Genomic DNA, 25,421 nt, shown 5'->3' on the forward strand with positions numbered 1-25,421 from the left:
TAATATTATCCTTTCTCACAAAACACAAAGCTCCTTCTACTATACCGGTTTCATCTTAATGCAACAACCTGTTGCTTTAAGTTTAATAATCAAGGACTTTTGTATTTGTATATTGATTCCTTTCAATTTATTTATAAAGATAGTATAATTATATGTATTTATGGGAGGATATATGTCGATTCTAATACGATTTTTTATAAAAGATTTTAAAAATATAAAAAAACCTAGTGTACGGGCAAGTTATGGTAAGCTTGCAAGTATCTATGGTATTTTCTGGAATATTATTTTATTTGTATCAAAATTGGTAGTTGGGACGCTATTTGGTAGTGTTTCAATAACTGCTGATGCATTTAATAACTTAAGTGATGCAGGTAGTAGCATCATCTCGCTTGTCAGTTTTATCTTTTCAAGTCGTCCTGCAGATGAGGATCATCCCTTTGGGCATGAACGCTTAGAATATGTTTTCAGCTTGATGGTTGCATTTATTATTATGTTTTTTGGTCTGCAATTAATTATGAATTCAGTTGACCAAATTTTACATCCAACTGTGATGAAATTTGATTTGGTAGTAGTCATCATTTTATTGTTTTCGATCATAGTGAAAGCATATATGTATTATTATAATAGGAAATATGGAAAATTAATTAATTCTACTGTTATGCACAGTGCAGCGGTTGATAGTATCAGTGATGTTATGGCAACTGGAGTAGTGTTAGTTGGATTAATTATATCTCATTTCTTTGCTATTCAACTGGATGGGTATTTGGGAGTAGTTGTTGCCTTATTTATTATGAAAGGTGGTTATGAGATTATTGTTGAAACATTCAATAAGCTTATAGGAGAAGCACCTGATCCTGAATTCACAAAAAAGATTATAAAGAAGATATTAAGTTATGATGGAGTATTGGGAGTACATGATTTAGTTATTCACACATATGGTCCAGGAAAGACATTTGTAACTGTACATGTGGAAGTAGACTGTGATGAAGATATTTTGAAAAGTCATGATATTATAGATAATATTGAAAAAGACTTTGCCAAACATGATCAAATTAACTTAGTTATTCATATGGATCCAATTGATATGGATGATGAATTTACAAATAAAATGCGAATACAAGTGGCAAAAGAAATAAGTGGTATTGATGAAGCGTTGTCCATTCATGATTTTCGAGTAGTACGTGGAGATACGCATAATAATTTGATCTTTGATGTGGATGTACCAATAGGATTCCCAATGAAAGATAAAGAATTATTACAAATAATTCATAAGAACTTACCACAAGGAAAAATACCTAATTATGGGGTTATTACAATTGATAGGGCATATACAACTACAGTAGAAGAATAATAAAAAGAAGTTTTAAAACTTCTTTTTATTTTTGTAAAATAAAGGTCATCATTCGTCCTTGTTCATTTCTTTTGCGATGGGAAAAGAAATCTTCTTCATCTTCGTATGTGTCACCATGATGAATGAAAATATGTGTATCAGGGATACCTGCACTTAAAAGCATGTGGTGGTTTAGTCCTTTTAAATCGATTAGTGCTTTTCCATTTTCTTTAGGAATTACGAATACTTCTGTATCAAAGGACATCGCTTTTACTTTTTCAGCAATTTCTAAGCTTACTTCAAAATTTAAAAATTCAATCGATGGACCAATATATGCATAAAGTTCTTCAGGTTGAGAATCTTCATCATAAATAAGTGTATCAAGCATCTTTTTGGTTAATTCATTGATGGTGCCTTTCCAACCTGCGTGAATAGCAGCAACGATATTTTGTCCTTTATCATAGATAAGGATAGGAACACAATCTGCTGTGAAAACACCTAATAGAATATTCTTTTCCTTTGTATATAAGGCATCGCAATTTTTGATTTCATCTTTGGTGCTGAATGCACCAGCACCTATATCTTCACGTGTTACTTTGTGAATGTTTGTGGAATGTGTTTGATTGGCGAATACACAACGTTCTAATTCGAAATTTAATTCTTCCATTAAATCTTTTCGATTTTGAATTACAGCTTCAGAATCCTCTGTTGTATGTAAAGCCATATTGTTGTTTTGACTTTTTTCTATATCTTTAATGGTTGTACCTGCATACAATTCTTCAATACTGGACCAATTTATATAGGGCATAATAAGCACCTCCTACTAGCATATTTTAGCACAATTTAAAGAAAATAAAATAAATTACAAAAAAATTAGCACTAATGAGTTGACAGTGCTAACAAAATCGGATATACTGTTAGCAGACATTGAATTCGAGTGCTAGAAAGAGGTGAATAAATGTTAACTGAAAGACAGACACTTATCTTGAAAACAATTATAGATGAGTTTACAAAAACAGCTGAACCAGTTGGATCAAAACGTCTAATGTCTTTATTGGATATTAGTGTTTCTAGTGCTACTTTACGAAATGAAATGGCGATTTTGGAAGAGTTTGGGTTATTGGAAAAAACACATACTTCTTCTGGAAGAATTCCATCTAGTAAAGGTTATCGTTATTATGTAGAGAATTTAATGGATAAAAAACTGGACAGCAAAGTACAAAATGCTTTGAGCGAAGTATTTCAAGAACGTCATTATACGATGGAAGAGATTGTTAAAAAGAGTTGTGATATTTTATCACAGATGACAAATTTAACATCTGTTGTATTGGGACCTGAAACAAGCTCACAGACATTGCAGCATATTCAAATCTTTCCAATTAACGAAAGAAGTGCTGTTTGTGTATTTATTACAAGCCATGGTCATACGGAAAATAAAACTTTTCATTTTGACGAAAGTATATCTTTAAAAGATATTCAGACATGCTGTAATATTCTTAATGATCAATTAGCAGGTACACCGATTAATGAAGTTGCTACCAAGATGGAAGAAATACGACCTATGTTATCAAGTCAGGTATCTAGGCATGAAGTATTATTTCAAGCATTTGTTGGTGCATTCATGAAATTTGCATCGGATAACGTGTATACTTCTGGAGCAACAAATATGTTGTATCAACCAGAGTTTGCTGACATTGAGAAATTGAAGGAACTGATGAAATTCTTAGAAGATTCCACAGTTTGGCGACAGTTAGGTAATAGTGAAGGAGATATTTCAATTCGAATAGGAAATGATAACGAAGTTATTCCGATGGATAATGTTTCTGTAATTACTAGTAAGATTAAACTCAACCAAGAAGAAGAAGGACAACTTATGGTTGTTGGACCAACTAGAATGCCTTATAACAAGATTGTTGCTTTGATGGAGTATATGGCAAAAGTGATTGAGGATTTATATCGTGACGATGGTTAGGAGAAAGGTAAGATGAGTGAAAATAAAAAAGTTGTAGATGAAGAGGTTGTAGCAGAAGAAATTTTAGAAGAGCAAGATTCAAAAACGGATGTTGAAGAAAGTGAAACTGCACCAACAGAAAAGAAGTTATTTAAAAAGAAAAAGAAAAAAGAAGAACTTCTTGAAGAAGAAATTACTTCTTTAAAAGAAGAACTTGGAAAAATGCAGAATGCTTATTATACAGCTTATGCAGATACAGAAAATTTGAGAAAACGTCTGCAAAATGATGCAGATATGTTAAAAAAGTATCGAATCCAATCTTTTGCACAAGAGATATTACCAGCGATTGATAACCTGGAAAGAGCAATTAATTTTGAAGCAAAAGAGGAAGATATGAAAAATTATGTAGAAGGTATAAAAATGATTTATCAGCAAATTAAAACAGCTCTTGAAAAAGAGGGGGTAACAGCTATAGATTGTTTAGAAAAACCTTTTGATCCAAATTTACATCAAGCTTTGGTTAGTGAAAAAGTGGAAGGTGTAGAGAGTGGAATCGTAGTTGAAGAAATCCAAAAAGGGTATCTTCTTAAAGATCGCGTATTAAGAGCGAGTTTAGTAAAAGTAAGTGAATAACAATAGGAGGAAAAGATATGAGCAAGATAATCGGTATTGACTTAGGAACAACAAATTCATGTGTTGCTGTTATGGATGGCAGCGAAGCAAAAGTAATTACAAACCCAGAAGGAAATCGTACAACACCATCAGTGGTAGCGTTTAAAGATGGTGAAAAAGTAGTTGGGGATGCTGCAAAGCGTCAAGTAGTGACAAACAAAGATACAGTAAGTAGTATCAAACGTTTAATTGGTACAAATGAAAAAGTACATGTAAATGGAAAAGATTATACACCACAAGAAATTTCAGCAATGATTTTACAATATATGAAATCATATGCAGAAGATTACTTGGGTGAAAAAGTAGATAAAGCGGTTATTACAGTGCCTGCATATTTCAATGATGCACAAAGACAAGCTACAAAAGATGCAGGAAAGATTGCGGGTTTAGAAGTTGAAAGAATTATTAATGAACCAACAGCTGCTGCTTTAGCTTATGGTATTGATAAGACAGATAAAGAACAAAAAGTTTTAGTATATGACTTGGGTGGAGGAACATTTGATGTTTCAATCCTTGAATTAGCTGACGGTACATTTGAAGTTTTATCTACAGCAGGTGATAACAAACTTGGTGGAGATGACTTTGATAATGTGATTGTTAAATGGATGTTAGATGAATTTAAGAAAGCTAACAATGTTGATTTATCAAAGGATCAATTAGCAATGCAACGTTTGAAAGATGCTGCTGAGAAAGCTAAAAAAGATTTAAGTAGTATGGCTCAAACACAAATTTTGTTACCTTATATCAGTAATTCTGATGCAGGGCCATTAAACTTTGAAACAACATTGTCAAGAGCAAAATTTGATGATATGACAAAATCATTGGTAGAACGTACGATTGGACCTGTAAGACAGGCATTAAAGGATGCTGGGCTTACAAAGAATGACATTCACCAAGTATTGTTAGTTGGTGGTTCTACACGTGTATTAGCAGTACAAGAAGCAGTGAAAAAAGAATTAGGAAAAGAACCAAACAGAAGTGTTAATCCAGATGAAGTAGTTGCAATGGGTGCAGCAATCCAAGGTGGGGTAATCACAGGAGACGTTAAAGATGTATTACTTCTTGATGTTACACCACTTAGTCTTGGTATTGAAACAATGGGTGGTGTCATGACAGTACTTATTGACAGAAATACTACAATTCCTACAAGTAAATCACAAGTATTCTCAACAGCAGCTGATAACCAACCAGCAGTTGATATTCATGTATTACAAGGGGAAAGACCAATGGCAGCTGATAACAAGACATTAGGAATGTTTAAATTAGATGGTATTGCACCTGCAAGACGTGGTGTTCCTCAAATTGAAGTTAAATTTGATATTGACGTAAATGGTATTGTTAATGTATCAGCTACGGACAAAGGAACAGGTAAAGAACAATCGATTGTAATTCAAAACTCTAGTGGATTGAGTGATGATGAAATCGAAAAAATGGTAAAAGAAGCTGAAGAACATAAAGCAGAAGATGAAAAACGTAAAGAAGAGATAGAACTTAAGAATAAAGCAGAACAATTTATTAACCAAATTGATCAAGCGATGGCAGATAATGGTGATAAAATGGATGCAAATCAAAAAGAAGAAACACAAAAATTACGTGATGAACTTCAAAAAGCGCTTGATGAAAATGATATCGAAACAATCAAGACAAAATTGGAAGCTCTTGAAGCTGCAGCACAAGCTGCGAGTGCTTCTATGTATGACCAAGGTCAAGCACAAGATGCAGGACAAGCAGATGCTAGCAATGATGACGATGTAGTTGATGCAGAATTTGAAGAAAAATAAAATTAGTTTCAACAAAGGGAAGTTCTAGTTATTGTACTAGAACTTCTGCACGTTGTTATTTGAATAGTTTATATAGGATTTGGGAGGTTTTGCGATGGCAAAAAGAGATTATTATGAAATTCTAGGGTTAGCAAAAGATGCTAATGAGCAAGATATCAAAAAAGCGTATCGAAAGATGGCAAAAAAATATCATCCAGATGTAAATGATGGAAAAGATGCTGAAGAAAAATTCAAAGAGGTGAATGAAGCCTACGAAGTATTAAGTGACCCACAAAAGAAAGCGACTTATGATCAATTTGGTCATGCTGGTTTGGATGGAGCACAAGGCTTCGGAGGTGGAGGTCAAGGCTTTTCAGACTTTGGAGGATTTGAAGATATTTTTGGATCATTTTTTGGTGGTGGTTTTGGTGGAAGCACTCGTTCAAGTGCTCAAACAGGACCACGAAAAGGTGAAGATCGTTTTATGCAAATGCGGGTGGATTTTTTGGATGCAATTTTTGGCAAGAGCGAAGAAATATCAATTGAAGTGGACGAGCAGTGTAGTGAATGTTTAGGTAGTGGAGCCAAAAGCAAAGATGATGTTCAAAGCTGTGAGACTTGTCATGGTTCAGGTAGAGTTGTTTCTCAACAAAGAACAGCGTTTGGTGTTTTCCAAAGTGAAAGTGTTTGTCCGACATGTCATGGTACAGGGAAGACAATTAAGAACAAATGTCCAAAATGTCATGGTAGTGGACATGAACATAAACGAATTAAGTTAGATATTAAAATACCTGCAGGAATTCAAAGTGGACAACAAATCCGTATTTCTGGAAAAGGTGAAAAAGGATACAATGGTGGACCAAATGGAGATCTATATATCGAAGTATTAGTAGCACCACATAAATCCTTTGTGCGTGAAGGTAATGATATTCGTATTAATGTTCCAATTAGCAGTATCGATGCAACATTAGGAACACAATTGGATATTCCAACTGTGTATGGTGATGTATCCTTGAAGATACCAGCAGGAACACAAAATGGTACAAAATTCCGTTTAAAAGGAAAAGGTGTGAAATCAACCAGAGGTCATCAAGGTGATCAATATGTTGAAGTTAAAGTAGAAATTCCTAAAAAGTTATCAAAACAAGAAAAGGAATTATATGCAAAACTTCGTGATGCTTCAAAAAATGATTCACCATTTGAAAAATTTAAAAAAGCTTTCAAGTAAACCATATTGGTTTACTTTTTTTATTGACAATTTATAGAAATGTTTTATAATGAGTGTATACTCATTGAGTTAGGAGTCAACAAAATGAATGAACGTCAAAAGCAGAAAATAGAAACCCGGAATAAAATTGTTGAAAATGCTTTTTTACTTTATGCAAAAGATGGCTTTCAAGTGCCAACGAGTAACATTGCGAAAGCTTCCAATGTATCGCATGGAACTATATTTTCGCATTTTTCAACAAAAGATGATCTTTTGATTTTTGTAATTGGTGAGTTTGGGGAAAAGCTAACGAATCGCTTACATGAAATATCAATTTCTTCAATGTCATTAAAAACAGCATTATCTACACATGTGGATATTATTGAGGAATATGAAGATTTTTATATTCAATTCATTCGGGAAAAGCACAATCTACCCGATATGGCAAAGATGGAATTTATTTCAATTCAATCTGCAGCATCTCATCATTTAGAAGCAATTTTTCAAAAAGATTCTACAATTGATATATCACTTCCTATGATTTTTAATACTTGGGTGGGGTTGTTACACTATTATTTGCTTAATAAAGACTTCTTTTCACCAAATAGTTCGGTTTTGAAGAAATATAAGAATGAATTGGTGGATACTTTTATGAAAATGATATATAAATAAGGAGGAACGATTATGAAAACATGTATTGCTTGTGGAATGCCAATGCGTACAATTGAGGATTATCCGCTTAATGATGAAAGTAAAGATTATTGTAAGTTTTGTGCAAACGAAGATGGAAGTATGCATTCCTATGAACAAAAGTTAAAAGGAATGAGTGCATTTCTTGTGAATACACAGGGAATTGATACAGAAGTTGCTCAAGAAATGGCGAAAAAAATGATGGAAAAATTACCTGCATGGAGAGATTATAGTGAATGATTTATTGGCTTTACCAAATGTTGGAAAAGTATTAGCACAAAATTTGTTGGCTGCAGGAATTACAACGCCTGAGCAATTGTATACGGAAGGTAGTATGAATGCATTTCTTAAAATACGGGAGAATGCTGATCCTGATGCATGTATTCGGGTTCTATATGGTCTTCAAGGAGCAATTGAAGGAATTAAAGATACAAATCTTTCGTACCTTACTAAAAATGAATTAAAACATTTCTTTTATTCACTTAACAAAAAATAAGATATTCAATTTTGAATATCTTATTTTAGTTTATATGTATTTAAGATGTTGTAATCGACATCAATCCATTCATAAGCATCGCCTTCTAAAATACCAAAGGTATGGGGGGTGTTTTCTTTTGGGAGTGAAATACTACCAGGGTTTATAATATGAATCTGTTGTTGCTTTTCCATAATTGGAATGTGAATATGTCCAAATAAGAAGATATCGTCATCTTTTATATTTTCAGGTAATCTATCTGGGTTATAAATATGTCCATGAGATATGAAGATGGAACGTTCTTGTAAAGGGATTGTTTGAGAGTCGTTGGTGATAGGGAAACTTAAGACCATTTGATCAACTTCGCTATCGCAATTCCCACGACATGCAATAATTGCATTGCTTAATGGATTTAATAATGCAATAACTTTTTTAGGATCATAATCTTTTGGTAAAGGATTACGTGGTCCATGATATAAGATATCACCTAATAAAAGAATCTTATCACATTTAAATTTATGAAAGGCATCTATTGCTTTTTGGGCATAATATGCACTACCATGGATATCACTTACGATTAAAAATTTCATTTTTCATTCCTCCTGCTATTTTTAATAATTGATCTTTTGTGTTTTTATCTTGGTTATTTACAATATATTTTACTAGTTTATGTAACACGATACCAATTTCTTGTTCGCGATAACCAAGTTTTTTGATATCATTTCCATCTATGGATAAATGATTGATAGAAAATACTTCGTTATGTTTCTCCATTTCTTTTATACATGCAATCGCATCATCAATAAGCTTGTTTTTTTCTTTTACAATGGTTGGGTCTTTGCCAAGGTTATCAAGTTTTTGAACATGTAAAATATCATATGCTATCTTGTAGTCTCCGTTTAATTTGTATAAAAACTTACGTAATACATTTTTTTTAGGTGATACATAATAATCATGATAATAAATTAACATATAGACATTCTTTATAATATCATTTGAGAATTTAAGATCTCTTAAAATCTTTTTTGATAATTCAGCACTTGCATGTGCGTGTCCTTTGAAATGTGCAACTCCTTTTTTATCTATTGTTTTATAGTTTCTTTTTTCTAAATCATGAAGTAGAATTGCTAAACGAATGTTTAATGGTTCTCCTATACTGGCATTTAGTGCACTGTTAAGATGATGAAAGACATCGTAGATATGGTAAGGAGACTCTTGAGTAACATGGAAAGCCAAGCTGTATTCAGGAATGATATACAATAATACTTTACTTTCTTTTAGGGTTATCAATAAATCTTTATAATCAGATGCTAACATTTTAATGAATTCATCTCGAATTCTTTCCTTTGAGATATGATTTAATAAGTCTACGCTTTCTTGTAGGGCAGTGTAGGTGTTTTTTTCGATAGTAAAACCTAAAGTAAATGCGAATCTAAGAGCTCTTAAAATACGTAATGCATCTTCATGAAAACGTTCTTTTGGGTTGCCAATACAACGAATAATTTTTGCTTTTATATCATTTTGTCCACCATAATAATCAATGATTTGATTTTGATCTAAACAGATAGCATTGATTGTGAAATCACGGCGTTTTAAATCCTCTTTCAAATCACTTGTAAAAGTAACTGTTTTTGGTATACGATGATGAATATAATCACTTTCCTGTCGATAGGTTGTTACTTCAATATGTTCATTATCGATTACAAAAGTGATAGTTCCATGCTTTAATCCCGTAGGAATAACAAGATAGTGATCTGCTTTGGCTTTTTCTAAAAGAAAAAAGGCATCACAACTAGTTGTGATATCAAAATCATGTACATCTCGATTCATGAGAAAATCACGAACACAACCACCAACTAAAAAGGCTTCGTATCCAAGAGAATGAATGTATGATAAAACCTTTTTCGCACTTTGATGGATATTATACATTGAAAAACCTCCGTGTATTAAAATTATAGCACAATAGGAAAGAAATGTGGATTTTAGCACTTAACGCTTGACAGTGCTAAAAAATGTAGTATAATAATATTAGCACTTTATATACAAGAGTGCTAACAAGGGAGTGATACTATGAATTTTGAAAAAATGTCGTCTAGCTTACAAGAGGTTTTTATGAAAGCAATTGAGCTTAGTAAAAGCTTATCACATACAAGTGTAGACACAATACATATTTTAAAAGAGATGTTTGAAGGCGATGTCTTAGATGGATTATATAAACGATTGCACATTAATAAGCAAGATGCGCTTGTTTTAATAGATGATGAATTAGAAAAGATTGCAAAGAGTACTGGTGAACCAAATTTATCAAATGAGGTAATAAAAAGTTATAATAAAGCAGTGAAATGGAGCGAAGCTAATGATGAAGCATATTTGGGATGTGCATCTATGTGGATTGCATTAATGTTTAATAATTCGTATATTTCTAAGCTATTGGTAAAAAAATATGGACTAAAAGAAAAAGAAGTGTATGAGCAAGAATTAGAACGTAGAGGTGGTAGAAGTATGGATACACAAAATGCAGAAAATAATATTGAAGCATTAAGTAAATATGGTAGAGATTTAGTAGAGGATGTAAAAAACGGAAAGATTGATCCAGTTATTGGTCGTGATGATGAAATTCGTCGTGTTATCCAAATTTTATCTCGTAAGACCAAAAATAATCCTGTGTTAATTGGAGAACCTGGTGTTGGTAAGACAGCAATCGTTGAAGGGATTGCTTGGCGAATTATGAAGGGAGATGTTCCTTTTGGCTTAAAAGAGAAAAAACTTATAGAATTGGATATGGGTTCATTAATTGCAGGTGCAAAATATCGTGGTGAATTTGAAGAACGTTTAAAAGCTGTTTTGGAAGAAGTGCAAAATGCCGAAGGAAATATTATATTATTTATTGATGAGATTCATAATTTAGTAGGTGCAGGCAAAACCGAAGGTAGTATGGATGCAGCAAATTTGCTTAAACCACTATTAGCACGTGGAGAATTGCGTTGTATTGGTGCTACAACATTCAATGAATATCGTAAGTATATTGAGAAAGATGCAGCACTTGAACGTAGATTTCAACGTGTGCAAGTAGATGAACCAACAGTAGAAGATACGATTGCAATTCTAAGGGGATTAAAGGATCGCTTTGAATCTTATCATGGCGTGAAAATTCTTGATGAAGCAATTATTTCAAGTGCTCTTTTATCAAATCGTTATATTACGGATCGGTTTTTACCAGATAAAGCAATTGATTTAATTGATGAGGCTTGTGCACATCTTCGTGTAGAGATGGATTCAATGCCACAGGAAATTGATGAATTAATGCGAAAGATTATGCAATTGGAAATTGAAGAAACAGCATTAAAGAATGAAAATGATGTGAAATCAAAAGATCGTTTGACAATAATTCGTGAAGAACTTAAAACACTAAAGAGTGAAAAAGATGTACTTTATACGAAATGGAATGATGAAAAAGCAGAACTTGAGGAATCAAAAAAAGCAAGAGTATTGTTGGAAAAAGCAAAATTGGATTTAGAAAATGCTCAGAATGATGGACGTTATGAAGAAGCGGCAAAATTACAATATGAAACAATTCCTAATTTGGAGAAGAAAATTGATGAAGAAACAATTTTGAAAAAAGAAAATTCTTTAATTTCAGAAGTTGTTAGTGAAGAAGAAATCGCATCTATTGTATCGAAATGGAGTGGGGTCGAAGTAAGTCGATTAGTTGAAAGTGAGCGTAAAAAGCTATTGGCTTTAAAGGATATTTTGGAAAATCGAGTAGTTGGACAGGATGAAGCGTTAACCCTTGTCAGTGATGCAATTTTAAGAAGCAAAGCACAAATTCAAGACGAGAATAGACCAATTGGCAGTTTCTTATTCTTAGGACCTACAGGAGTTGGAAAAACAGAGGTGGCAAAAGCTTTAGCAGAACAATTGTTTGATTCAGAAGATCATATTATTCGTATTGATATGAGCGAATATATGGAAAAGCATGCCGTGTCACGGTTGATTGGAGCTCCTCCAGGATATGTAGGGTATGAAGAAGGTGGACAATTAAGTGAAGCTGTACGTAGGAATCCATATTCTATTGTTTTATTTGATGAAGTAGAAAAAGCTCATCCAGATGTATTTAATGTGTTATTACAAATTTTGGATGATGGACGTATCACTGATTCCAAAGGTGTAACCGTTGATTTTAAAAATACAATTCTAATTATGACTAGTAATTTAGGAAGTCAGTATGCATTTGATGCAGATAAAGTAGAAATGAAAAAGAATTATATGAATGAGGTTAAGAAATATTTCAAACCAGAATTTGTGAATCGAATTGATGAAATTGTGGTGTTTAATGCACTTGATAACGAAATGCTAGCAAAAGTTGCAAGAAAATTTATGAATGAACTCAGCATTCGTTTGGAAAAGAAAGACATTCATTTAGAGGTAAGCAAAAAGGTTTATGATATGATTGTTGAACAAGGTGTAGATCCTGTATTTGGGGCACGGCCAATGAAACGTTATATTCAACGTAATATTGAAACCCTAATAGCAAAACAGATGATTGCAGAAGGTTTTGAAAGCGATGATGTGCTATACCTTGATTATGATGAAGACAAAGATGAGTATGTAGCTGAAATTCGTGGAGCATCTGTAAATCTCAACTAAGAAGACACTAGAAAGTGTCTTTTTTTGTTTTTCTATAATTATTTGTCGTATAATGTACATGAGGTGATCATAACATGGACAAGAATGTAAGAAAAATAATGGATATAAAATTAGAGCGCACGAAGAAAGCGTTATTAAAAAATAATATGAATGCAGAAATATTAGATGATGAAAGAGCAGTACTTGAATATTTAAAAACAACAATTGAAGAAGGAACACGTGTTAGTGTAGGTGGCTCACAGACCTTATTTGAATGTGGAATCATTGAAGCGTTACGGAAGATGCCGATTACATTTGAAGATCGTTATGAGGAAGGGTTAAGTCGCGAAGCGATGTTAGAATTATTCCGTCATGCGTTTACTTGTGATTACTATATTTCAAGTAGTAATGCAGTCAGTGAAAATGGAGAGTTATATAATGTTGATGGAACTGGAAATCGTGTAGCGGCACTCACTTTTGGGCCTAAGAAAGTTTTTTTAGTTGTAGGTGAGAATAAGATTGTAAAAGATTTATCAGAAGCGATTGCGCGAATTGAAAATATTGCAGCGCCAATGAATAGTGAGCGTCTAGACAAAAAGACACCTTGTACGGTTACAGGAAGTTGCTCGTCATGCATGAGTGAAGATCGTATTTGTACTAGTTATGTGGCAACAAAAAAGCAACAAAATAGTAACAAAGGTCGAATTACTGTATTGTTGGTGAAAAAATCTTTAGGATATTAATCATAAAGATAGAAAATCATTTATTTCTACGGCTTTTTACTGTTATTTTTTTTAAATTTATGGCATAATACTATATACGTTAGGAGAATATTATGTTCAAAGGAATTCGTAGAAATATAAAACATACAAGGGAATCTGATCCGGCAGCTCGCTCAGCGTTAGAAATTATACTTTTATATCCACATATGAAAGCATTGTTTTTTTATCGGATTGCACATTTTTTATATAATCTCCATTTATATTTTTTAGCACGTTTTGTAACTAATATTGCACGCTTTTGGGTAGGGATAGAAATTCATCCAGGTGCAACTATTGGAAAAGGTTTGTTAATTGATCATGGTATGGGTGTAGTAATTGGAGAAACGGCAGTTATAGGTGATGATTGTACGATTTATCATGGTGTGACATTAGGGGGAACAGGAAAAGAAAAATGTAAGAGGCATCCAACTTTGAAAAATAATGTAATGGTTGGAGCAGGTGCGAAAGTTCTTGGGAATATTACCCTTTTTGATAACTGTAAGGTGGGAGCTAATGCTGTTGTGACAAAGGATGTACCAGCAAATACTAGTGTTGTAGGTATTCCTGCAAAAGAAGTGAAAAAATCGTAAAATGTTACGATTTTTTTTGGTTATTCCGATTATTTGCATATTCATTTGGTAGATTTCTTGTTTAATGGTATTATAATAAAAAGGAGAAATGATATGAAAGATATTATCTATATAACTGGGCATAAAAATCCAGATAGTGATTCTATTTGTTCTGCAATTGCTTATTCACATTTGAAAAACGAATTAGGAATTCAAGCAAAACCGTGTCGTTTGGGGAAACTTAACACAGAGTCACAATTTATTTTAGATAAGTTTAACTTAGAAGAACCTGACTTGATTACGAGTGCAAAAGCAGCATTGCGTGACATTGATTTGGATACAGCAGTACAAGTGGATACAAATACAACACTTAGACGAGTGTGGGATTTGTGTTTGGAATATAACACACATACGGTATATGTAGTAAATGAAAAGAAAGAATTGATAGGTTTAACAACTTTGTCAGATATTTCAAAAATTCAAATGCAAGATTTGAATATTACGAAAGATTTATTAAAAGAGACACCACTTATCAACCTTGTGTTGGCATTAAAAGGTGACTTTATTTATGAAGGAACATTATCTCGAAGTGGATACGTACGTATAGCGGATAAAAAACTTATGGAACGTGATATTGAAGGTAATATTATGGTACTAAGTGACAATGAAGATATTATGTTAACCTGTATGGAAAAAGGCTGTGCGGTGATTGCAATTGCAGAAAGCTATATTCCTACAGATAAAGTAATTGATCGAGCAATGGAATTAGGTGTTACATTAATTAAAACACAGTATAATATTATGAAAATATTACAAATGATTTATCGTAGTATTCCAGTTGGATTGATGATGACAAGTACTGATAAAATTCAACGCTTTAATGGGAATGAATTTGTGGAAGATGTGGCTAGAGAAATGTTGAAAGCTAGATATCGTAATTATCCAGTTTTCATGAATGGAAGATTGATAGGATCAATGGGTAGATTCCATGTGCTAAAATATTCTAAGAAAAAATTGATTTTATTGGATCATAACGAACGCAGTCAAAGTATTGATGATATTGAATATGGGAATATTTTGGAAATTGTTGATCATCATCGTATTGGTGATATTGAAACAAATCAACCCATTATCTTTAGAAATCAAAATGTAGGTAGTACTTGTACTATTGTTGGAATGATGTATCGTGAACATAACATCACACCACCTGCAGATATTGCAGGAGCTTTATGTTGTGCAATTATTTCTGATACAATGAATTTTCATTCACCAACATGTACAGAAGTGGATCGTGATATAGCAAAGGAATTAGCAGAACTTTATAATTATAATCTGGATGAATTAGCTACGGAAATGTTTAAAGAAAGCGCTAAGATTAAAGGGAAATCTAATCGAGACATTTTATATACTGATTTTAAAGAATATGAAATCGCTGGAAAGCAAATTGCAATCGGTCAGGCATATATCTATGATATGAATACGGTGGCATGTATTGAAGAAGATTTTCAACAGTTTCTAGAACAGGAAAATGAAGTTTTAAAATATGATCTATTGATGATGGCTTTTTCCAATGTAGAAGGAAAAGGAAGTAAATTTGTTTATGCAGGAAAATTATCTCATGCGATAAAATCTTCATTTTTTGAAGAAGCTGAAGATGAAAACTTCATGAAGGGATTAGTTTCAAGAAAGAAACAAATTATTCCTAAAATAGCATCTTTATTGAAATAAAAGATAATTCAAACGAATTATCTTTTTTTGATTTAATATATATTATTAAAGTGCATATTGTTTAACCAATGCTTGGATTTCCATTCTATCAGGGTCTATATAAATTGTTTTATAGTTGGTTAATGTTACAAATCCCATAGCCGCCTTATTTGGCCTTTTTAGCTGACGAATTAAACAGTAATTAACAGGAACACTACTAGATTCTTTACCTTGCGAATAATAGGCTGCAAACTGCGCTGCGATACGTAATATCTTTTCACTAGGTGTGCTATCAGTAATTACAACATGGGAACCGTGCATGTCTTTAACATGTAACCAAGTATCATCACGTTTTGCTTGTTTGAAGGTGATATATTCATTTTGAATGTTATTCTTTCCAACATAGATATATGTATTATCAATACAAAGTGTTAAAAAATGAGGTTTTACTTCTTTCTTCTTTTTACGAATCTTATAATTTGTTTTTCTCATAAAACCTTGGTTTGCTAATTCTTCTTTGATTTCAATAGCATCCTCCAAATTAGCTTGGTTTAATTGCACTTCAATATTTTCAAAATATTGAATTATTCGTTTCGTTTTTTCGATTTGCTTTGCAACTTCTATCTGTGCAGTTTTGCTTTTATTGTATTTTTGGTAATACTTTTTAGCGTTTTGTTTAACCGATATTTTTTCATCTAAAGGAATCTTGTATTCTTCATCCGTTTCAAAACTAGGGAGAATAACTTCTTTTTTATGTTGATGGTGATATTCGCTATATGCATAAAGCAAATCACCATACAACCGATAAATATCTAAAGCATTAGCATCTTCCAAGGTGTGAATAAGTTTACCTAGCTTCTTTCGGTTTTTCTTTAATTCATAACGAACGGTCTTATAAATATCTCCGCTTTGCTGTTTGATTCTAACTTTTTCTTCTTTTTTATAATAAAGTTCATCCATTCCTTCCATAATTTCGAAAGCTTCGTATGGTAGATTTAAATGTTTTAATTCAATCAGATGGTATAAAATATCATCTTGTTTGTGATGTAGGAATAATTGATAACTGTGTTTAATTTCATTCATAATATCTGTGAAATTCTCACCTTCTTTGGTGCGATATAACACTTCATCGCTTAATAATGGAGAGAAACCATGGAATTGTTTTACTAAGGATTCATTTTCATCAAAGGTAGAAGCTGTAAAAGGATTTGATTTTCCATCATGTGGTTTTGGTGGTGTATAGGTAGCACCAGGATGGATGGTACGTGAATTGTTTTCAAAAGCCGGAATACGCTTTAAGGCATCTACAATTTTATTTTCATGATTTACTAAAATAAGGTTTGCATATTTTCCCATTAATTCCACATACAAATAATAATTGTGATAATCACTGAGATCGTCTTTCACTTCAATTGTAAATTGTAAGATGCGATCTAATCCTAATTGTTTTATTTGGGTAATGATAGATCGATCAATGTGTTTACGTAATACCATTAGAAAATTATTGGGGATTTCCATTGTTTGATATTCACGATTTGTTATGTGAATACGATTGTATACACTATGACAAGAAATCATCAATTTATGATTTCTTTGATTGCTACGCAACGTAAAAATAATTTCATCATTTGAAATTTGTTGAATTTTATTAACTTTTGCTGGCACCAAAGTTTCCAGCTTTTTGGTGATTTGGTGTAAAACTAATCCATCTAATGCCATAAATACCTCTTTTCTAGATTATTATAGCATATATTTACATTATCTATATTCACAAGTATTTTATTAAATGATATAATAATTTTATTACAAAATGGGGGAACATATGAAAAAAGGTTTGTTAGTCATTATTAGTGGTCCAAGTGGAGTCGGAAAAGGAACCGTTCGTGATTATTTCATGAAAGATTCTTCTTTGAATCTGACATATTCAATTTCGATGACGACAAGAAAGCCGCGAGCGAATGAAGTAAACGGGGTAGATTATTTATTTGTAAGTAAAGAAGAGTTTGAAAAAGCAATTGAACAAGGAGACTTATTAGAGTGGGCAGAGTTTGTGGGGAACTATTATGGGACACCATTGAGTCAAGTAGAAAAGTTACGTAATGAAGGTAAAAATGTGTTGTTGGAAATTGAAGTGCAAGGAGCACAACAGGTAAGTGAAAAGGTTCCTGATGCAATCACAATTTTTATGATTCCACCAACAATGGAAGAACTAGAAAACCGAATTCGTGGTCGTAAAAGTGAAGCAGAAGAGGTAATTCAAGAGCGATTAGCGAAAGCAGAAAAAGAGATGAAGTTAATTAAAGATTATAAATATGTAGTATGCAATGATGATCCAGAATTAGCTGCACAATATATTGGATTGATTGTAAAACGGCATATGGAAGATAAATAATTATATTATTTGATTTGAAACCTTAAAAAAGTTGTAAAAACAAGAAAATGTTTGTATAATACATATAGAACTTAGGAGGCATAACTATGGATTTTTGGTATTCAATAGGAAGTTTGATCGCAGGTTTAGTTATAGGAGGATTTTTAGGCTTTTATTTCACAAAAAGAAAGTTTGAGAAAGAATTAAAAGAAAATCCACCAATTAATGAAAAAATGATTCGTGCTATGTTCCTACAAATGGGAAGAAAACCATCTGAGGCTCAAATCAGACAAATTATGAAATCTGTGAACGCAAATAGATAACAACACAGCATGAGCTGTGTTTTATTTTTATGAAGAAATGGAAAAAAAGATTGTTATGTCTGCTTGTTTTCTGTTTATGTATCTTTTTGCTTTGGGGAATAAAAATTGTTGTTACACATGAACTTGGAAAAGATGGATTACCAGTTTTAGGGTATCATGCAGTCGTTCGTGATGATGTGAAAGAAACGTATTATGCTAACGATACCTATGTTATGAGTGAATCAAAATTTAAAGAGCAAATGAAGTATTTACATGATAATAACTATAAAACTTTGACGATGGACGAAGTATATGACTACTATTATGGAGATTTTAAGTTGGAGAAAAAAGTAGTTGTATTAACTTTTGATGATGGATATAAGAATTTTGAAGAAATTGTAAAACCTATTTTAGAAACCTATGATTTACATGCTACATGTTTTGTGATTGGTGAAAAATTAGAGACTACAAAACATCGCATTGGACTTGATTATTTGCAAAGTGAAGATTTAGCAAATGATTCTCATGTAGCATATTATTCTCATTCTTATGGCTTGCATCATAAAGCATCTGGATTGGATCGAAAAAAAGTGGATACCATGAATAAAGATGCAATACAGAAAGATTTTGATAAAAGTAAGAATGTTCTTGATTCTACTTATTTTGCATTTCCATATGGCAGATCAAATGAAAAAGCAGAGTCTGTTTTAAAAGAAAACAATGTGTTATTAGGGTTTGGATATAATCAAAATCGTAATATGAAACGTCTTGATAACGTTTATTTATTACCTCGATATTTAATGTTTTCACAAATGCCTTTATGGTATTTTAAATGGATTGTTGAATGATTGTAAAGGTTACAAAATGTAATCTTTTTTTGTTAGTAAAATGGTGATTACGCATAGATAAATCTATGCTATAATTTTAGTATGTTTAAAATATTAAGAAGAATTTTATTGGTACTTATTATAGTTTTATTTATCTTGATAGCTTTTATTGCTGGAGTAGGGTATTTAGGGTATAAGGATGTAACCGATAAAGTCAGTATCGAAGAAAAAGTAAATCAAATACGAAGTGATGAAAATTATGTGACTTTGGATGAGATTTCTCAATATATGAAGGATTCAATCATTGCTATTGAAGATCGTAGATTTTATGATCATGGAGGTGTTGATTATTATGCTCTTGCACGTAGTGTAGTGGTAAATGTGACAAACCAAGGGAATCAAGGAGGCAGCACATTGACACAACAATTAGCGAAAAACATGTATTTTATGGATGATAATACTGGTATTCGTAAAGTTAGTGAGGCTTTTGTAGCGCGCGAGTTAGAACGGAATTATACAAAAGATGAGATTTTGGAGATGTACTTAAATATTGTGTATTATGGTGATGGCTATTATGGAATATATGATGCAGCAAAAGGGTATTACAATACTCATCCAAAAGATTTGACACTAACACAGGCAAGTGTCTTGGCGGGGCTTCCACAAGCACCTTCTGTATATGCATTGAGTAATAAAAATGAGATTACGAAGGATCGCCAAAAACAAGTCATCAAATCAATGTTAGAGTTAAATATGATAACCAAACGTGAATATGAAGAAGCGATGAATGCAGAGATATATTAAGGAGTAAATTATGAAAACAATTATTGATATAAAAAATTATAATAAAAATAATTATAGAGAAAAGTGAAGAATAGATAAGTTTTCGTTCATAGGGAAGAGAATTTATCTTACATATGGAGGGAAACATGAAAATATTTAAACATTTATCTTGGTTTTTTAAACAAGAGAAAAAAGCCTATATCAGTGGAATTTTTGCACTGTTTATCATTGCTGTTATAAATTTAATTCCACCCAAGATTATGGGTGATATGATTGATGAGATATCATCAAAATCTTTAACCAAGGAGTCGTTGATCATTTCGATTGTTATTTTATTGGTGAATGCTGCTCTTATTTTTGTCATGCGTTACGTATGGAGAATATGTATTTTTGGGGCTGCATTTCGATTAGAGAGAATTTTACGATTGCGTTTATTTGAACATTTTACTAAAATGTCAGCTAGTTTTTTTCAAAAATATCGCGTTGGTGATTTGATGGCTCATGCAACCAATGATTTAAAGTCTATTCAACGTGTTGCAGGAGCTGGGGTATTGCAATTTGCTGATGCTGTTATGACAGGTTGTTCAGTGTTGTTTGCGATGATGTTTGGTATTCATTTTAAATTAACATTAATTACTTTGTTGCCAATGCCACTTATGATTATTGGATCACAGTTATTAAGCAAACGTTTGCATACAACGTTTACGGTTGCTCAACAAGCGTTTTCTAGTATGAACAATCGTGTTCATGAGAGTATTACTGGAGTGAAGGTTACAAAGACTTTTGGTCAAGAAAAGGAAGAAGTAGAAAAGTTCCATGATGAGACAATGGATGTTTATAAAAAAAATATGAAAGTTGTTATCTATGATGCAGGGTTCGATCCATTAATTGAAGTTATTGTTGTATTATGCTATATTTTCTTATTTGTTTTTGGGGCTCAATTTATTCAATCAGGAGAAATTACAGTAGGAAATTTGGTAACATTGGTAAACTATATGAATATGTTAATTTGGCCAATGTTAGCTTTTGGCTTTTTATACAATACAATTGAAAGAGGAAATGTCTCTTATGAACGAATTCAAAATTTGCTTATTATTAAACCTGATATTAAAGATAAAGAAAACGCAATCGATGAAGTACCTAGTGGTAATATAGAGTTTGAAGTAAAAAAATTCACATATGATCCAAAGTTGAAGCCAGTTCTTCAAGATATTATATTTACACTTCCCCAAGGTGAAACATTAGGGGTTGTAGGTAAAACAGGAGCAGGAAAGACAACGTTAATAAAACTTCTATTGCGAGAATATGATCATTATCAGGGTACGATTATTTTTGGCAGTCATGAAATCAATGATTATAAATTAAATAGTTATCATGCTGCAATAGGTTATGTACCACAAGATCAATTTTTATTTTCTTCAACAATTGAAGATAATATTCGTTTTGGAAATACGCATGCAAGTCATGAAGATGTAATTGCAGCTGCCAAAATGGCTGCCGTACATGACGACATTATTGGCTTCTCTGAAGGATATGATACGGTTATTGGGGAGCGTGGAGTATCTTTGTCAGGCGGTCAAAAACAACGAATTGCCATTGCTAGGGCATTGATATTAAACCCTGAAGTGTTAATATTGGATGATTCTTTATCAGCAGTAGATGCCAAAACGGAAGAAATGATTCTTGAAGCGTTGAAAGAAAATCGCAAAGGAAAAACAACTATTATTGTGGCACATCGATTTAGTGCAATTAAGCATTCACATCTTATTTTAGTAATGGATGAAGGAAAAATAGTAGAACGTGGAATCCATGATGAATTAATTACTAAAGATGGTTGGTATGGAAAAATTTATGATCAACAAGAGCTATATGAAGGAGGGGAGCATCATGAATAATTATGATAAAGAAACCTTCACTGCAAAAGAACAGTTATCTGTTCTTTTACGGTTGCTTCGTTATTTAAAACCTTATAAGGGACTTGTATTTCTTGCCTTTGTTACGGTTATCTTCGCTACTGTATTTAGTTTGCTTGGTCCAATGGTTATAAAAGATATCGTTGATACTGCTTTTGTTGATGATATGGTAAAGATGGATATTGTTTATCAGAAAATCGCTTTGTATGCTGGTGTTATTTTAGCATTTGCTTTATTTCGATATTTACAAACATATCAATTTAATAATATTGGTTTTAAAGTTAGTCAGAATATGCGTGTGGAATTATATAAGAAATTGCAGAATATGGGAATGCGTTATTTTGATCAAACTCCAGCTGGCAGTATCGTTTCTAGAGTTACAAATGATACCGAAGCAATCCAAGATATGTTGAACAATGTATTGGCAGTTATTGTATCTAGTATTATTTTAATTATTGGAATTATGATTGCTATGTTACTTTTAGATGTTACAATGGCACTTATTTGTTTTTTGTTTTTGCCAGTAGCAATTTTTGTTATTTATTTATATCAAAAATATAGTACAAAGTTTTATTTAATTGCTAGAGATCGTTTATCACAATTAAATACGAGATTAGCAGAATCTATTTCAGGTATGAATATTATTCAACTGTTTAATCAGCAAAAACGAATCAGCGATGAATTTGAAGAAACTAATAAAGAATATTATGATGCTAGTATGAAAAATGTTCGTTTGGATGGAATTTTATTAGCACCAACAATACAATTGTTAACAGCATTAGCATTAGCAATCTTATTTTCATATACAGGACTTAACTCTTTGTATGGAAGTGTATCTGTTGGAGTGGTTGTTGCCTTTATTGAATATGTTTATCGTTACTTTGATCCAATGTTTCAAATTATGGAGCGGTTGTCTATTTATCAACAAGCGATTGTTTCAGCATATCGTGTATTTAAAATTTTGGATCATGAAGAATTGACACCCCAACAAAATGAAAATGCTTCAGGAAGTATCAAAGAAGCAAAAATTGAGTTTAAAAATGTTTCTTTTTCGTATGATGGTGAAAAAGAAGTGCTTACAAATATTTCTTTTGAGGTGAATCCTGGGGAAACCATTGCTCTTGTGGGTCATACAGGAAGTGGTAAAAGTAGTATTATTAATGTAATGATGAGGTTTTATGAATTTTATCAAGGTGAAATTTTAATTGATGGAAAATCGATTAAAGATTATCCAATTGAAGAATTACGTTCTAAAATGGGATTGGTTTTACAAGATCCGTTTATGTTTTATGGAACTATTAATGACAATATACGTTTACAAAATAAAAATATTAGTGATCATGATATTCGCAAAGCATGTGAGTTTGTCCAAGCAGATACATTTATTAATCAATTAAGTGATGGATATGAACATCGTGTTATTGAAAGAGGTTCTTCTTTCTCAACTGGACAAAAACAGTTGCTTGCCTTTGCAAGGACAATTGTTACCAATCCTAAGATATTGATTTTAGATGAGGCTACAGCAAATATTGATACGGAGACAGAGGTTTTGATTCAAGAAGGGCTGGAACGTATTAGAAGAGGTAGAACAAGCATTGCAATTGCACATCGTCTTTCAACGATCAAAGATGCAAATAAAATATTAGTGTTGGATAAAGGTAAAATTGTTGAACAAGGGACACATGATGAGTTGTTATCGCAAAAGGGTACATATTATATGATGTATCAATTACAAAAAAGTGAAGAAAATGATAATTTGTAAAGCTGTATTTATTTTATATCTATAAAAAAACACATTATAGAATGTGTTTTTTTGTGAATGAAATTTAAATTTTTAAATATTTTTCTAATGCATAAGCGATTCCATCATCTTCGTTACCTAGAGTAACAAATGTAGCAATTGCTTTAAGTTCGTCAACAGCATTTTCCATTGCTACACCAATTTCAGCATATTCAATCATTGATATATCATTGTGTCCATCACCGAATGCAATAGTTTCGTCTTGTTTGATTCCCATTGGCGGCAATACGCTATCTAATGCTTTTGCTTTATCAATTCCTTTTGCTGTGAATTCATAAAAGAAATCGGCAGTGAACATACAATTTAGGGAATCTTTAAACGGTTCACTCATTGCTTGATAATGCTCTTTTAAATAAGCGGGGTCAGCAGCAGTTAAAATTTTGTTGATATCATAATCTAAGAAAGCAGCTAAGTCATCTTTTTCGCATAATTTGTAATTACCACCACGAGATTCATATTGGATGATATTTATATCCTTTCCTTGATATTTAATCCAACAATTATATACATCATTTACATACATATAATCATCTTTATCAATCATTGGTATCACATTGAATTTCTTTAAATGTTCTAAAACTGCTTTTCCTTCATTGATGCTCATCGCTTTATTAAAAACTACTTCTTGAGTTTGGCAATCGATAACTTTTGCCCCATTGTAGGAAATAAGTAATCCATGATATTTTTCCATTTCTAACATTTTCGCGTAGATCATCATACCACTTGTAGGCCTACCAGATGCTAATATTAGTTTGATACCTTTTTTTTGTGCTTCCATAAGACAATCATGGGTACGTTTTGTTATTGTTTTTTCACTATTTAATAGCGTTCCATCGATATCCAATATAATTGCTTTAATACTCATATAATAACCTCCATATACTCTTGATTATATCATCATTAAAATAGAAAGCATGAAAAAAATAAAAATTGATACAAATTTCTTATAGTCTACTTATTGTATTTATGACTTTGAGAAATTTGTATCAATTGAGATAACACATATAATTATTTCTTTTTTGTTAGCCAGCTTACTTTTGCTTCATCGCCATTAAGGATTCGTTTGATATTTGCTGAATGGCGGAAAATAATCAATAATGTCAACAAGAAACTAGCCACTTGTGCTGATGTATATTCCGTAATAAACAAGATATATATTGTTTGTGTAATTGCTGCACAAATGGAAGCAAGAGACACCATCTTAAATAAGAATAAGACAATTAAGAAAATTGCTAGGGGAATAAATAGCATCCATGGATCTTGAAATGTGAAAATAGAACACGATAACAAGAACCCAAACATAGTAGCTACAGCTTTTCCTCCGCGGAAACCTGCGAAAATTGGATAACAATGTCCAACAGCTGCAAAAAGACCAGCCCATATGGACACGACAGGATCAAAAAGCCAGGCAACAATTGCAGAAGCTAAGACAACTTTTAAGACATCTAAAGCAATTACGGCGATAGCCGCTTTTTTTCCTAAGACTCGTCCGGCATTGCTTCCACCTAAATTTCCCGAACCATATTCCCGAACATCGGTATTATAGAATAGTTTTCCAATCACTAAAGCAAACGGTATGGAACCTAGAAAATAACCGATAAAAACTGCATAAATGATATGTAAATACATTGGATGTATATCAAAATTTGTCATAACCAACACCTCAATCTAGGCTA

24 protein-coding genes are annotated in these 25,421 nt (G+C 32.1%); 18 read left to right on the top strand and 6 right to left on the bottom strand.

Annotation, left to right across the window (positions count from 1 at the left end; genetic code table 11):
• The first annotated feature begins 172 nt into the window (after positions 1–172).
• Positions 173–1,351, top strand: coding sequence for a cation diffusion facilitator family transporter (locus M2475_RS00005; RefSeq protein WP_277488617.1), 1,179 nt, complete (start codon positions 173–175; stop codon positions 1,349–1,351).
• 25 nt (positions 1,352–1,376) lie between these two features.
• Here the strand turns inward: M2475_RS00005 and pgeF are convergent, their stop codons facing one another.
• Positions 1,377–2,138 carry a peptidoglycan editing factor PgeF gene (gene pgeF / locus M2475_RS00010; RefSeq protein ID WP_277488619.1) on the bottom strand — a complete coding sequence of 254 codons (762 nt, stop codon included), beginning with the start codon at positions 2,136–2,138 and terminating at the stop codon, positions 1,377–1,379.
• Between the two features lie 150 nt (positions 2,139–2,288).
• On the opposite strand from pgeF, the gene hrcA reads away from it, so the two are divergent.
• The 7 genes from hrcA to M2475_RS00045 all read left to right on the top strand — a co-directional run bounded on the left by hrcA (position 2,289) and on the right by M2475_RS00045 (position 8,106).
• Entirely contained in the window at positions 2,289–3,302 is a 1,014-nt protein-coding gene (hrcA, locus tag M2475_RS00015) for a heat-inducible transcriptional repressor HrcA (RefSeq protein ID WP_277488621.1), read from the top strand.
• 12 nt (positions 3,303–3,314) lie between these two features.
• A complete protein-coding gene (gene grpE / locus M2475_RS00020) occupies positions 3,315–3,914 on the top strand; it encodes a nucleotide exchange factor GrpE (protein ID WP_277488623.1) in 600 nt (199 codons plus the stop codon).
• A 17-nt stretch (positions 3,915–3,931) separates the two neighbouring features.
• The gene (gene dnaK / locus M2475_RS00025) at positions 3,932–5,734 is read left to right on the top strand and encodes a molecular chaperone DnaK (protein ID WP_277488626.1); all 1,803 of its coding nucleotides are present in this window, start codon (positions 3,932–3,934) and stop codon (positions 5,732–5,734) included.
• Between the two features lie 94 nt (positions 5,735–5,828).
• Positions 5,829–6,941, top strand: coding sequence for a molecular chaperone DnaJ (gene dnaJ / locus M2475_RS00030; RefSeq protein ID WP_277488629.1), 1,113 nt, complete (start codon positions 5,829–5,831; stop codon positions 6,939–6,941).
• Positions 6,942–7,025: 84 nt separating this feature from the next.
• Positions 7,026–7,592: a TetR/AcrR family transcriptional regulator gene (locus tag M2475_RS00035; protein ID WP_277488631.1), complete on the top strand. Its 567-nt coding sequence runs from the start codon at positions 7,026–7,028 to the stop codon at positions 7,590–7,592.
• A gap of 12 nt (positions 7,593–7,604) precedes the next feature.
• Positions 7,605–7,850: a zinc ribbon domain-containing protein gene (locus M2475_RS00040; protein WP_277488637.1), complete on the top strand. Its 246-nt coding sequence runs from the start codon at positions 7,605–7,607 to the stop codon at positions 7,848–7,850.
• Complete coding sequence (locus tag M2475_RS00045; protein WP_277488639.1) at positions 7,843–8,106, top strand: TfoX/Sxy family DNA transformation protein; 264 nt, start codon at positions 7,843–7,845, stop codon at positions 8,104–8,106. The genes M2475_RS00040 and M2475_RS00045 overlap by 8 nt, the downstream gene beginning before the upstream one ends.
• A gap of 20 nt (positions 8,107–8,126) precedes the next feature.
• Here the strand turns inward: M2475_RS00045 and yfcE are convergent, their stop codons facing one another.
• Positions 8,127–8,675 carry a phosphodiesterase gene (yfcE, locus tag M2475_RS00050; protein ID WP_277488644.1) on the bottom strand — a complete coding sequence of 183 codons (549 nt, stop codon included), beginning with the start codon at positions 8,673–8,675 and terminating at the stop codon, positions 8,127–8,129.
• A complete protein-coding gene (locus tag M2475_RS00055; protein ID WP_277488647.1) occupies positions 8,653–10,014 on the bottom strand; it encodes an HD domain-containing protein in 1,362 nt (453 codons plus the stop codon). The genes yfcE and M2475_RS00055 overlap by 23 nt, the downstream gene beginning before the upstream one ends.
• Positions 10,015–10,155: 141 nt before the next feature.
• Between M2475_RS00055 and M2475_RS00060 the strand changes: the two genes are divergently transcribed.
• The 4 genes from M2475_RS00060 to M2475_RS00075 all read left to right on the top strand — a co-directional run bounded on the left by M2475_RS00060 (position 10,156) and on the right by M2475_RS00075 (position 15,769).
• A complete protein-coding gene (locus M2475_RS00060) occupies positions 10,156–12,732 on the top strand; it encodes an AAA family ATPase (protein WP_277488650.1) in 2,577 nt (858 codons plus the stop codon).
• A 74-nt stretch (positions 12,733–12,806) separates the two neighbouring features.
• Positions 12,807–13,454, top strand: a complete 648-nt coding sequence (locus M2475_RS00065; RefSeq protein ID WP_277488652.1) for a lactate utilization protein — start codon at positions 12,807–12,809, stop codon at positions 13,452–13,454.
• A 92-nt stretch (positions 13,455–13,546) separates the two neighbouring features.
• Entirely contained in the window at positions 13,547–14,062 is a 516-nt protein-coding gene (gene cysE, locus M2475_RS00070; RefSeq protein ID WP_277488655.1) for a serine O-acetyltransferase, read from the top strand.
• 93 nt (positions 14,063–14,155) lie between these two features.
• Positions 14,156–15,769, top strand: coding sequence for a putative manganese-dependent inorganic diphosphatase (locus tag M2475_RS00075; RefSeq protein WP_277488657.1), 1,614 nt, complete (start codon positions 14,156–14,158; stop codon positions 15,767–15,769).
• Positions 15,770–15,814: 45 nt separating this feature from the next.
• Here the strand turns inward: M2475_RS00075 and M2475_RS00080 are convergent, their stop codons facing one another.
• On the bottom strand, positions 15,815–17,467 hold the full coding sequence (locus tag M2475_RS00080) for an NFACT RNA binding domain-containing protein (protein WP_277488659.1): 1,653 nt from the start codon (positions 17,465–17,467) through the stop codon (positions 15,815–15,817).
• 103 nt (positions 17,468–17,570) lie between these two features.
• Between M2475_RS00080 and gmk the strand changes: the two genes are divergently transcribed.
• The 6 genes from gmk (at position 17,571) to M2475_RS00110 (ending at position 23,706) form a co-directional block, all read left to right on the top strand.
• Positions 17,571–18,140 carry a guanylate kinase gene (gene gmk / locus M2475_RS00085; protein ID WP_277488661.1) on the top strand — a complete coding sequence of 190 codons (570 nt, stop codon included), beginning with the start codon at positions 17,571–17,573 and terminating at the stop codon, positions 18,138–18,140.
• Positions 18,141–18,226: 86 nt separating this feature from the next.
• Positions 18,227–18,442, top strand: coding sequence for a YneF family protein (locus M2475_RS00090; protein WP_277488663.1), 216 nt, complete (start codon positions 18,227–18,229; stop codon positions 18,440–18,442).
• A gap of 29 nt (positions 18,443–18,471) precedes the next feature.
• On the top strand, positions 18,472–19,269 hold the full coding sequence (locus M2475_RS00095; protein ID WP_277488665.1) for a polysaccharide deacetylase family protein: 798 nt from the start codon (positions 18,472–18,474) through the stop codon (positions 19,267–19,269).
• A 108-nt stretch (positions 19,270–19,377) separates the two neighbouring features.
• Complete coding sequence (locus M2475_RS00100; protein ID WP_277488667.1) at positions 19,378–20,052, top strand: biosynthetic peptidoglycan transglycosylase; 675 nt, start codon at positions 19,378–19,380, stop codon at positions 20,050–20,052.
• A gap of 125 nt (positions 20,053–20,177) precedes the next feature.
• On the top strand, positions 20,178–21,926 hold the full coding sequence (locus tag M2475_RS00105) for an ABC transporter transmembrane domain-containing protein (RefSeq protein WP_277488668.1): 1,749 nt from the start codon (positions 20,178–20,180) through the stop codon (positions 21,924–21,926).
• Positions 21,919–23,706, top strand: a complete 1,788-nt coding sequence (locus M2475_RS00110; RefSeq protein ID WP_277488670.1) for an ABC transporter ATP-binding protein — start codon at positions 21,919–21,921, stop codon at positions 23,704–23,706. The genes M2475_RS00105 and M2475_RS00110 overlap by 8 nt, the downstream gene beginning before the upstream one ends.
• A 64-nt stretch (positions 23,707–23,770) precedes the next feature.
• Here M2475_RS00110 and M2475_RS00115 read toward each other — a convergent pair whose 3' ends face one another.
• The gene (locus M2475_RS00115) at positions 23,771–24,610 is read right to left on the bottom strand and encodes a Cof-type HAD-IIB family hydrolase (RefSeq protein ID WP_277488672.1); all 840 of its coding nucleotides are present in this window, start codon (positions 24,608–24,610) and stop codon (positions 23,771–23,773) included.
• 143 nt (positions 24,611–24,753) lie between these two features.
• Complete coding sequence (gene plsY / locus M2475_RS00120) at positions 24,754–25,374, bottom strand: glycerol-3-phosphate 1-O-acyltransferase PlsY (RefSeq protein WP_277488871.1); 621 nt, start codon at positions 25,372–25,374, stop codon at positions 24,754–24,756.
• Positions 25,375–25,421: the final 47 nt, after the last annotated feature.

The sequence above is a fragment of the Breznakia sp. PF5-3 genome (assembly GCF_029504745.1).
In the GTDB taxonomy this organism is placed as follows: domain Bacteria; phylum Bacillota_I; class Bacilli_A; order Erysipelotrichales; family Erysipelotrichaceae; genus Breznakia.

What these genes read in the sequence shown, in the direction of transcription:
- M2475_RS00005 (WP_277488617.1), top strand. Translation starts at nt 173, where the DNA reads ATGTCGATTCTAATACGATTTTTTATAAAAGATTTTAAAAATATAAAA.
- pgeF (WP_277488619.1), bottom strand. Translation starts at nt 2,138, where the DNA reads ATGCCCTATATAAATTGGTCCAGTATTGAAGAATTGTATGCAGGTACA.
- hrcA (WP_277488621.1), top strand. Translation starts at nt 2,289, where the DNA reads ATGTTAACTGAAAGACAGACACTTATCTTGAAAACAATTATAGATGAG.
- grpE (WP_277488623.1), top strand. Translation starts at nt 3,315, where the DNA reads ATGAGTGAAAATAAAAAAGTTGTAGATGAAGAGGTTGTAGCAGAAGAA.
- dnaK (WP_277488626.1), top strand. Translation starts at nt 3,932, where the DNA reads ATGAGCAAGATAATCGGTATTGACTTAGGAACAACAAATTCATGTGTT.
- dnaJ (WP_277488629.1), top strand. Translation starts at nt 5,829, where the DNA reads ATGGCAAAAAGAGATTATTATGAAATTCTAGGGTTAGCAAAAGATGCT.
- M2475_RS00035 (WP_277488631.1), top strand. Translation starts at nt 7,026, where the DNA reads ATGAATGAACGTCAAAAGCAGAAAATAGAAACCCGGAATAAAATTGTT.
- M2475_RS00040 (WP_277488637.1), top strand. Translation starts at nt 7,605, where the DNA reads ATGAAAACATGTATTGCTTGTGGAATGCCAATGCGTACAATTGAGGAT.
- yfcE (WP_277488644.1), bottom strand. Translation starts at nt 8,675, where the DNA reads ATGAAATTTTTAATCGTAAGTGATATCCATGGTAGTGCATATTATGCC.
- M2475_RS00055 (WP_277488647.1), bottom strand. Translation starts at nt 10,014, where the DNA reads ATGTATAATATCCATCAAAGTGCGAAAAAGGTTTTATCATACATTCAT.
- M2475_RS00060 (WP_277488650.1), top strand. Translation starts at nt 10,156, where the DNA reads ATGAATTTTGAAAAAATGTCGTCTAGCTTACAAGAGGTTTTTATGAAA.
- M2475_RS00065 (WP_277488652.1), top strand. Translation starts at nt 12,807, where the DNA reads ATGGACAAGAATGTAAGAAAAATAATGGATATAAAATTAGAGCGCACG.
- cysE (WP_277488655.1), top strand. Translation starts at nt 13,547, where the DNA reads ATGTTCAAAGGAATTCGTAGAAATATAAAACATACAAGGGAATCTGAT.
- M2475_RS00075 (WP_277488657.1), top strand. Translation starts at nt 14,156, where the DNA reads ATGAAAGATATTATCTATATAACTGGGCATAAAAATCCAGATAGTGAT.
- M2475_RS00080 (WP_277488659.1), bottom strand. Translation starts at nt 17,467, where the DNA reads ATGGCATTAGATGGATTAGTTTTACACCAAATCACCAAAAAGCTGGAA.
- gmk (WP_277488661.1), top strand. Translation starts at nt 17,571, where the DNA reads ATGAAAAAAGGTTTGTTAGTCATTATTAGTGGTCCAAGTGGAGTCGGA.
- M2475_RS00090 (WP_277488663.1), top strand. Translation starts at nt 18,227, where the DNA reads ATGGATTTTTGGTATTCAATAGGAAGTTTGATCGCAGGTTTAGTTATA.
- M2475_RS00095 (WP_277488665.1), top strand. Translation starts at nt 18,472, where the DNA reads ATGAAGAAATGGAAAAAAAGATTGTTATGTCTGCTTGTTTTCTGTTTA.
- M2475_RS00105 (WP_277488668.1), top strand. Translation starts at nt 20,178, where the DNA reads ATGAAAATATTTAAACATTTATCTTGGTTTTTTAAACAAGAGAAAAAA.
- M2475_RS00110 (WP_277488670.1), top strand. Translation starts at nt 21,919, where the DNA reads ATGAATAATTATGATAAAGAAACCTTCACTGCAAAAGAACAGTTATCT.
- M2475_RS00115 (WP_277488672.1), bottom strand. Translation starts at nt 24,610, where the DNA reads ATGAGTATTAAAGCAATTATATTGGATATCGATGGAACGCTATTAAAT.
- plsY (WP_277488871.1), bottom strand. Translation starts at nt 25,374, where the DNA reads ATGTATTTACATATCATTTATGCAGTTTTTATCGGTTATTTTCTAGGT.